The sequence below is a fragment of the Escherichia sp. E2661 genome, from assembly GCF_004745185.1.
GTDB lineage: Bacteria > Pseudomonadota > Gammaproteobacteria > Enterobacterales > Enterobacteriaceae > Escherichia.
In genome coordinates, this window is the sequence record NZ_PDIG01000020.1 from 1 (window position 1) to 8,346 (window position 8,346).

At 53.8% G+C, this 8,346-nt stretch carries 4 protein-coding genes, 1 rRNA gene and 2 pseudogenes; 2 read left to right on the forward strand and 5 right to left on the reverse strand.

Features of this window, described 5'->3' with window-relative positions; translation table 11 throughout:
• From CRI63_RS11470 to pepQ, 5 genes and pseudogenes are all read right to left on the reverse strand, one after another.
• A 16S ribosomal RNA gene (locus CRI63_RS11470) occupies positions 1–298 on the reverse strand; the annotation flags it as partial.
• A gap of 376 nt (positions 299–674) precedes the next feature.
• Positions 675–1,220 carry a menaquinone-dependent protoporphyrinogen IX dehydrogenase gene (gene hemG, locus CRI63_RS11475; protein ID WP_130219468.1) on the reverse strand — a complete coding sequence of 182 codons (546 nt, stop codon included), beginning with the start codon at positions 1,218–1,220 and terminating at the stop codon, positions 675–677.
• Between the two features lie 11 nt (positions 1,221–1,231).
• Positions 1,232–2,684 (reverse strand): annotated as a pseudogene (gene trkH, locus CRI63_RS11480) (Trk system potassium transporter TrkH).
• Positions 2,685–2,722: 38 nt separating this feature from the next.
• A pseudogene (locus tag CRI63_RS11485) lies at positions 2,723–3,336 on the reverse strand (IMPACT family protein).
• A complete protein-coding gene (gene pepQ / locus CRI63_RS11490) occupies positions 3,336–4,667 on the reverse strand; it encodes a Xaa-Pro dipeptidase (protein ID WP_135519605.1) in 1,332 nt (443 codons plus the stop codon). The pseudogene CRI63_RS11485 and the gene pepQ overlap by 1 nt, the downstream one beginning before the upstream one ends.
• A gap of 189 nt (positions 4,668–4,856) precedes the next feature.
• On the opposite strand from pepQ, the gene fadB reads away from it, so the two are divergent.
• Positions 4,857–7,046, forward strand: a complete 2,190-nt coding sequence (fadB, locus tag CRI63_RS11495; protein WP_135519607.1) for a fatty acid oxidation complex subunit alpha FadB — start codon at positions 4,857–4,859, stop codon at positions 7,044–7,046.
• 9 nt (positions 7,047–7,055) lie between these two features.
• Complete coding sequence (gene fadA, locus CRI63_RS11500; protein ID WP_135519609.1) at positions 7,056–8,219, forward strand: acetyl-CoA C-acyltransferase FadA; 1,164 nt, start codon at positions 7,056–7,058, stop codon at positions 8,217–8,219.
• Positions 8,220–8,346: the final 127 nt, after the last annotated feature.

An 8,346-nucleotide genomic window follows, 5' to 3' on the forward strand; every position in this document is an offset into this window, starting at 1 on the left:
CAGACCAGCTAGGGATCGTCGCCTAGGTGAGCCGTTACCCCACCCTACTAGCTAATCCCATCTGGGCACATCCGATGGCAAGAGGCCCGAAGGTCCCCCTCTTTGGTCTTGCGACGTTATGCGGTATTAGCTACCGTTTCCAGTAGTTATCCCCCTCCATCAGGCAGTTTCCCAGACATTACTCACCCGTCCGCCACTCGTCAGCGAAACAGCAAGCTGTTTCCTGTTACCGTTCGACTTGCATGTGTTAGGCCTGCCGCCAGCGTTCAATCTGAGCCATGATCAAACTCTTCAATTTAAAAGTTTGATGCTCAAAGAATTAAACTTCGTAATGAATTACGTGTTCACTCTTGAGACTTGGTATTCATTTTTCGTCTTTCGACGTTAAGAATCCGTATCTTCGAGTGCCCACACAGATTGTCTGATAAATTGTTAAAGAGCAGTGCCGCTTCGCTTTTTCTCAGCGGCGCGGGGTGTGCATAATACGCCTTCCCGCTACAGAGTCAAGCATTCTTTTGCTTTTCCCTGCCGGAATTCTCAGGAGAATCCCGCTGACCCGGCGGCGTGTTTGCCGTTGTTCCGTGTCAGTGGTGGCGCATTATAGGGAGTTATTCTGAGCTGACAAGAGGAAATTTAAAATAATTTTCCGAATGCGCGTTTTTTATTCTTTATGCTTATTTCGACGCCGATCTGTTGGTTAATTGAGCTATTTCTCGGGCAAAATTCGCGACCTGCTCCCAATCGGTATAAACAACCTCTTTGCGCGTATCTGTTTCTCCGCCTGACATCTTCATAATCAGCTTGATCATAAAGCGGTCGTACCAACGATAGCGTGGATAACGCAGCGCCCCGGCAATAACGGCACAGCGATCGGGGCGCCATTGTGAGTTCATTAGAAACTTTCGTGCGTAGCTGTTGGTCTGCACAGTCCGCTTCTCCGGCTTGCGTGCCACCAGGTTGACGGAGTAAAAGGCGCTCGGCATTGAGTTCAGCCGGGTGGCATGCTTTTTGACAAATGCCTGGAACGCAGAATGGTAATGACCGTAGCGAATAGAAGCGCCAATCACCACGCGATCGTAGTTTTCCCACTGTGGTTCTTCAATGCGGTGCACATTAGCGACATCCGCCTGGATCCCCAGTTCTTTCAGTTCCGAAGCCAGGTAGGAGGCAATCTCGCGCGTTTGTCCGTCCCTTGTTGAGAAAAGAATTAATGTTTTCACGTATTACTCCATCATTCACGCCAGAAAGTCGGGGTAAAGAGCACCAGCAATGTAAAGACCTCAAGACGACCAAACAGCATGTTGGCAATCAGGATCCATTTAGCCACCGGGTTCATGCTGGTAAAGTTATCAGCAACCACGCCAAGCCCAGGCCCCAGGTTATTCAATGTCGCAACAACCGAGGCAAAGGCAGAAAAGTCATCCACGCCCGTGGCAATTATCGCCAGCATACTGACAATAAACACCAATGCATAGGCGGAGAAAAATCCCCAAACGGCTTCGAGGATACGTTCCGGCAGTGCACGGTTCCCCAGCTTAATGCTGTAGACGGCGTTCGGATGCACCAGTCGTTTCAGCTCACGGTTCCCCTGCTTAAAAAGCAGCAGGATGCGGATCACTTTCAGGCCACCGCCCGTTGACCCGGCGCAACCGCCGATAAAAGCTGAACATAAAAGCAGCACCGGCAAAAAGAGCGGCCAGCGGGCAATGCTGTCAGTCGTAAACCCGGCGGTTGTCGCCATCGACACCACCTGGAAAAAACGCCTGGTTAATTGTCATCAGCGCCGAACTGTAGACATTATGAAACCACAGTACGAGGGTACAAATAACCACCAGCGTAAACTGTACGCCGATAAACATGCGAAATTCCGGATCGCGCCAATAAACCTTCAGACTACGCCCACTTAACAGCGAAAAGTGCAGACCGTAGTTACAGCCGGAGATCAGCAGGAAGATAGCGATGATGGTGTTAATGGTCGGGCTATCGAAATAGCCAACGCTGGCATCATGAGTCGAGAAGCCGCCAATAGCGATTGTCGCAAAGCTATGACCGATGGCATCAAAGGCATCCATTCCAGCAAACCACAGCGCCAGTGCACAGGCGACGGTCAGCAAGACATAAATCAACCACAGGGTTTTCGCCGTTTCCGCAATTCGCGGACGCATTTTGTTATCTTTCAGTGGGCCGGGCATTTCCGCGCGATAGAGCTGCATCCCACCCACGCCGAGGATAGGCAGTATCGCAACCGCCAACACGATGATCCCCATCCCGCCAAACCATTGCAGCATCTGGCGATAAAAGAGGATGGCATGAGGGAGTGAATCCAGCCCCACCAGCGTAGTGGCGCCCGTAGTGGTCAGGCCAGAGAAAGATTCAAAAAACGCATCGGTAATCGTGAGGTTCGGGCTTTCCGAAAAGATAAAAGGGAGCGCACCGACGCTACCCAGCACGGTCCAGAACAGCACCACGATCAGAAACCCCTCACGGGATTTCAGTTCGCCCTTCTCTTTACGGTTCGGCCACCACAGCATAGAGCCAATGGCGAGGGCGACAAAAAAGGTCTGGGTAAAAGCGCGGCCCGCTCCATCCCGGTAGATAAGTGCTACCAGTCCAGGGATAATCATTGTCCCTGAAAATAAGATGACCAGTAGTCCAACGATTCGGGTAATGGCGCGAAAATGCATCTCTGCCGCTTCCTTAGTTCTGCAAAACGAAGTGGGGATTATTCTTCAATCGCTAACAATTGCAATGAACCACGCTAAAATCCGCCAGCTTTGCGGAAAATTCAGCCACTTTCGCTGCCGGAAGCGCCACCAGCAGCAAAACGAATGCCTGATAATCACTGTTGATAATTTTGCCGTCACACTGCCCCAGCAACGCTTCAATGCCGGTTAACTGACTATATTCACATTGCAAAGTATATTCGGTTAATGGCGTCTTGCGTTGGGTCGTTAGCTGGCGCAGCGCCTGATTCACGCCGCCGCCATACGCTTTCACTAACCCACCGGTGCCAAGCAATATGCCGCCGTAGTAGCGCACCACCACAGCGGTAATTTCCCCGACGCCGCTGCCCATTAGTTGGGCGAGCATCGGTTTACCTGCCGTTCCCGCCGGCTCCCCGTCGTCAGAGAAACCCAGTTGTTGAGAATCATCCGGTGCGCCAGCTACCCACGCCACGCAATGGTGGCGGGCATCGGGGTGTTCTGCCCGCACCGATTCAGCAAACGCTTTCGCCGCCTCAACGCCATCGGTATGCGCCAACAGCGTTATGAAGCGGCTCTTTTTGATCTCTTCAACGACCGTGACCGGTGCCGCAGGAATTAACCAGCTTTCCATCACGCCAGTTTCAGATCCCGGGTCATGTTTTCCACGCTGTTTTCGTGGATCACCACGTTGTCTTCGATACGAATGCCGCCGAACGGTTTCAGTGCTTCAATTTTCTGCCAGTTGAAGTGTTTGCTGAACTGCCCTTCACGCCACGGTGCCAGCAGCGATTCGATGAAGTAGATACCCGGTTCGATGGTTAACACCATGCCCGGCTGGAGAATACGGGTGCAGCGCAGGTACGGATATTTTGCCGGTGCCGCGAGGTGCGTACCGCTATCATCCTGCATAAAACCGGCTACGTCATGCACCTGCAGGCCCAGCGGATGGCCGATACCGTGCGGCATAAACGGTCCGGTGAGATCGTTTTCGACCATCGCTTCTTCACTCATATCGGTGATGATTTGATGTTTACGCAGCAGTTTGGCAATGCGCTGATGGAACTGGATGTGGTAATCCACATAGCTGACACCGGCTTTCATGGTGGCGATCAGCGCCAGTTGTTCATCATTGACGTCTTTCACCAGCTGCGCGTAGTCGTTGTCGCTTTTTGCCGACCAGGTACGGGTCAGGTCAGCCGCATAGCCATTATATTCTGCCCCGGCATCCAGCAGGAAGCTGCGCATCTCTTCCGGTGCCTGGTGGTCCAGTTTGGTGTAATGCAGCACCGAAGCGTGTTCGTTAAGCGCCACAATGTTGCTGTAAGGTACGTCGGTATCACGATGACCGGTCGCGGTCAGATAGGCAATGTTGATATCGAACTCGCTCATGCCAGAACGGAACGCTTCTTCTGCCGCGCGATGACCGTTAACCGCCATTTTCTGCGCTTCACGCATACAGGCCAGTTCGTACTCGGTTTTGAAGGAGCGGTAGTAATGCAGGTAGTCGATCACCCCTTTCGGGTTGATGTTGCTGGCCTCAATACCCAGTTGCAGCGCACGTTCCGGCACCGGACCGATATAACCGATATTGCCGCGCGCAGCAGGCAGCAGGCTACCAATGCCATCGGCTTTCGGCAGCGCGATCACTTCCACGTCTTCAGTCCAGAAAGAGGTCGGCAGCGGTTCGACGTTGTGCCAGTAATCAACTGGCAGATAGAACCACAGTTTCGGCTTGTTCACGCCATCCACAAGCAACCAGCAGTTTTGCACCTGAGTTACCGGTACCCACGCTTTGAATTGCGGGTTCACTTTAAACGGGTAGGGATGATCGTCGAGAAAAACATTGAATAGCTCGCCGGAGTGAATAAGTAATGCATCCAGCTTGAAGCGCGCCAGCGCATCGCGAGTCCGTTCCTGTAAGGTAGCTATATGATTTTTATAGAGTGAGGCCAGTGATTCCATTTTTTACCCTTCTGTTTTTTTGACCTTAAGTCTCCGCATCTTAGCACATCGTTCATCCAGAGCGTGATTTCTGCCGAGCGTGATCAGATCGGCATTTCTTTAATCTTTTATTTGCATATTTTTAACACAAAATACACACTTCGATGCATCTGGTACGACCAGATCACCTTGCGGATTCAGGAGACTGACATGCTTTACAAAGGCGACACCCTGTACCTTGACTGGCTGGAAGATGGCATTGCCGAACTGGTATTTGATGCCCCAGGTTCAGTTAATAAACTCGACACTGCGACCGTCGCCAGCCTCGGCGAGGCCATCGGCGTGCTGGAACAGCAATCAGATCTAAAAGGGCTGCTGCTGCGTTCGAACAAAGCAGCCTTTATCGTCGGTGCTGATATCACCGAATTTTTGTCCCTGTTCCTCGTTCCTGAAGAACAGTTAAGCCAGTGGCTGCATTTTGCCAATAGCGTGTTTAATCGCCTGGAAGATCTGCCGGTGCCGACCATTGCTGCCGTCAACGGCTATGCGCTGGGCGGTGGCTGCGAATGCGTGCTGGCGACTGATTATCGTCTGGCGACGCCGGATCTGCGCATCGGTCTGCCGGAAACCAAACTGGGCATCATGCCGGGATTTGGCGGTTCTGTACGTATGCCACGTATGCTGGGCGCTGACAGTGCGCTGGAAATCATTGCCGCCGGTAAAGATGTCGGCGCGGATCAGGCGCTGAAAATCGGTCTGGTGGATGGCGTAGTCAAAACAGAAAAACTGATTGAAGGGGCGATGGCGATTTTACGCCAGGCCATTAACGGCGACCTCGACTGGAAAGCGAAACGTCAGCCGAAGCTGGAACCGCTAAAACTGAGCAAGATTGAAGCCACCATGAGCTTCACCATCGCTAAAGGGATGGTCGCACAAACAGCAGGGAAACATTATCCGGCCCCCATCACCGCAGTAAAAACCATTGAAGCTGCGGCCCGTTTTGGTCGTGAAGAAGCATTAAATCTGGAAAACAAAAGTTTTGTCCCGCTGGCGCATACCAACGAAGCCCGCGCACTGGTCGGCATTTTCCTTAACGATCAATATGTAAAAGGCAAAGCGAAGAAACTCACCAAAGACGTTGAAACCCCGAAACAGGCCGCTGTACTGGGCGCAGGTATCATGGGCGGCGGCATCGCTTACCAGTCCGCGTGGAAAGGCGTGCCGGTTGTCATGAAAGATATCAACGACAAGTCGTTAGCCCTCGGCATGACTGAAGCCGCGAAACTGCTGAACAAGCAGCTTGAGCGCGGCAAGATCGATGGTCTGAAACTGGCTGGCGTGATCTCCACGATCCACCCAACGCTCGACTACGCCGGGTTTGACCGCGTGGATGTTGTGGTAGAAGCGGTTGTCGAAAACCCGAAAGTGAAAAAAGCCGTACTGGCAGAAACCGAGCAGAAAGTACGCCCGGATACCGTGCTGGCGTCTAACACTTCAACCATTCCTATCAGCGAACTGGCCAACGCGCTGGAACGCCCGGAAAACTTCTGCGGGATGCACTTCTTTAACCCGGTCCACCGAATGCCGTTGGTGGAAATTATTCGCGGCGAGAAAAGCTCCGACGAAACCATCGCGAAAGTCGTCGCCTGGGCGAGCAAGATGGGCAAAACGCCGATTGTGGTTAACGACTGCCCCGGCTTCTTTGTTAACCGCGTGCTGTTCCCGTATTTCGCCGGTTTCAGCCAGTTGCTGCGCGACGGCGCGGATTTCCGCAAGATCGACAAAGTGATGGAAAAACAGTTTGGCTGGCCGATGGGTCCGGCATACCTGCTGGATGTCGTGGGGATTGATACCGCGCATCATGCCCAGGCTGTCATGGCAGCAGGCTTCCCGCAGCGGATGCAGAAAGATTATCGCGATGCCATCGACGCGCTGTTTGATGCCAACCGCTTTGGTCAGAAGAACGGCCTCGGTTTCTGGCGTTATAAAGAAGACAGCAAAGGTAAGCCGAAGAAAGAAGAAGACGCTGTCGTTGACGATCTGTTGGCAGAAGTCAGCCAGCCGAAGCGCGATTTCAGCGAGGAAGAGATTATCGCCCGCATGATGATCCCGATGGTCAACGAAGTGGTGCGCTGTCTGGAAGAGGGCATTATCGCCACTCCGGCTGAAGCGGATATGGCGCTGGTCTACGGCCTGGGCTTCCCTCCGTTCCACGGCGGCGCGTTCCGCTGGCTGGACACCCTCGGTAGCGCGAAATACCTCGATATGGCACAGCAATATCAGCACCTCGGCCCGCTGTATGAAGTGCCGGAAGGTCTGCGTAATAAAGCGCGTCATAACGAACCGTACTATCCCCCGGTTGAGCCAGCCCGTCCGGTTGGCGACCTGAAAACGGCTTAAGGAGTCACAATGGAACAGGTTGTCATTGTCGATGCAATTCGCACCCCGATGGGCCGTTCGAAGGGCGGTGCTTTTCGTAACGTGCGTGCGGAAGATCTCTCCGCTCATTTAATGCGTAGCTTGCTGGCGCGTAACCCGGCGCTGGAAGCGGCGGCCCTCGACGATATTTACTGGGGCTGTGTGCAGCAGACGCTGGAGCAAGGTTTTAATATCGCCCGTAACGCGGCGCTGTTGGCTGAAGTACCACACTCTGTCCCGGCGGTTACCGTCAATCGCTTGTGTGGTTCATCCATGCAGGCACTGCATGACGCAGCACGAATGATCATGACTGGCGATGCACAGGCATGTCTGGTTGGCGGCGTGGAGCATATGGGCCATGTGCCGATGAGTCACGGCGTCGATTTTCACCCCGGCCTGAGCCGCAATGTCGCCAAAGCAGCGGGCATGATGGGCTTAACGGCAGAAATGCTGGCGCGTATGCACGGTATCAGCCGTGAAATGCAGGATGCCTTTGCCGCGCGGTCACACGCCCGCGCCTGGGCCGCCACGCAGTCGGGCGCATTTAAAAATGAAATCATCCCAACCGGTGGTCACAATGCCGACGGCGTCCTGAAGCAGTTTAATTACGACGAGGTGATTCGCCCGGAAACCACCGTGGAAGCCCTCGCCACGCTGCGTCCGGCGTTTGATCCAGTCAACGGTACGGTAACGGCGGGTACATCTTCTGCGCTTTCCGATGGTGCAGCTGCCATGTTGGTGATGAGTGAAAGCCGCGCCCGTGAATTAGGTCTTAAGCCGCGCGCCCGCGTACGTTCGATGGCGGTCGTCGGTTGTGATCCGTCGATTATGGGCTACGGCCCGGTTCCGGCCTCGAAGCTGGCGCTGAAAAAAGCGGGGCTTTCTGCCAGTGATATCGGCGTGTTTGAAATGAACGAAGCCTTTGCCGCGCAGATCCTGCCGTGCATTAAAGATCTCGGGTTAATGGAGCAGATTGACGAGAAGATCAACCTCAACGGTGGCGCGATCGCGCTGGGTCATCCGCTGGGCTGTTCAGGTGCTCGTATCAGTACCACGCTGCTGAATCTGATGGAGCGCAAAGACGTCCAGTTTGGTCTGGCGACAATGTGTATCGGTTTGGGTCAGGGTATTGCAACGGTGTTTGAGCGGGTTTAAACACTTGCCGGATGCGGTGTAAACGCCTTATCCGGCCTACGGTTCAGGACTATTTGTAGGCACGATAAGACACGCCAGCGTCGCATCGGGCATTGTTGNCGGATGCGGCATAAACGCCTTATCCGGC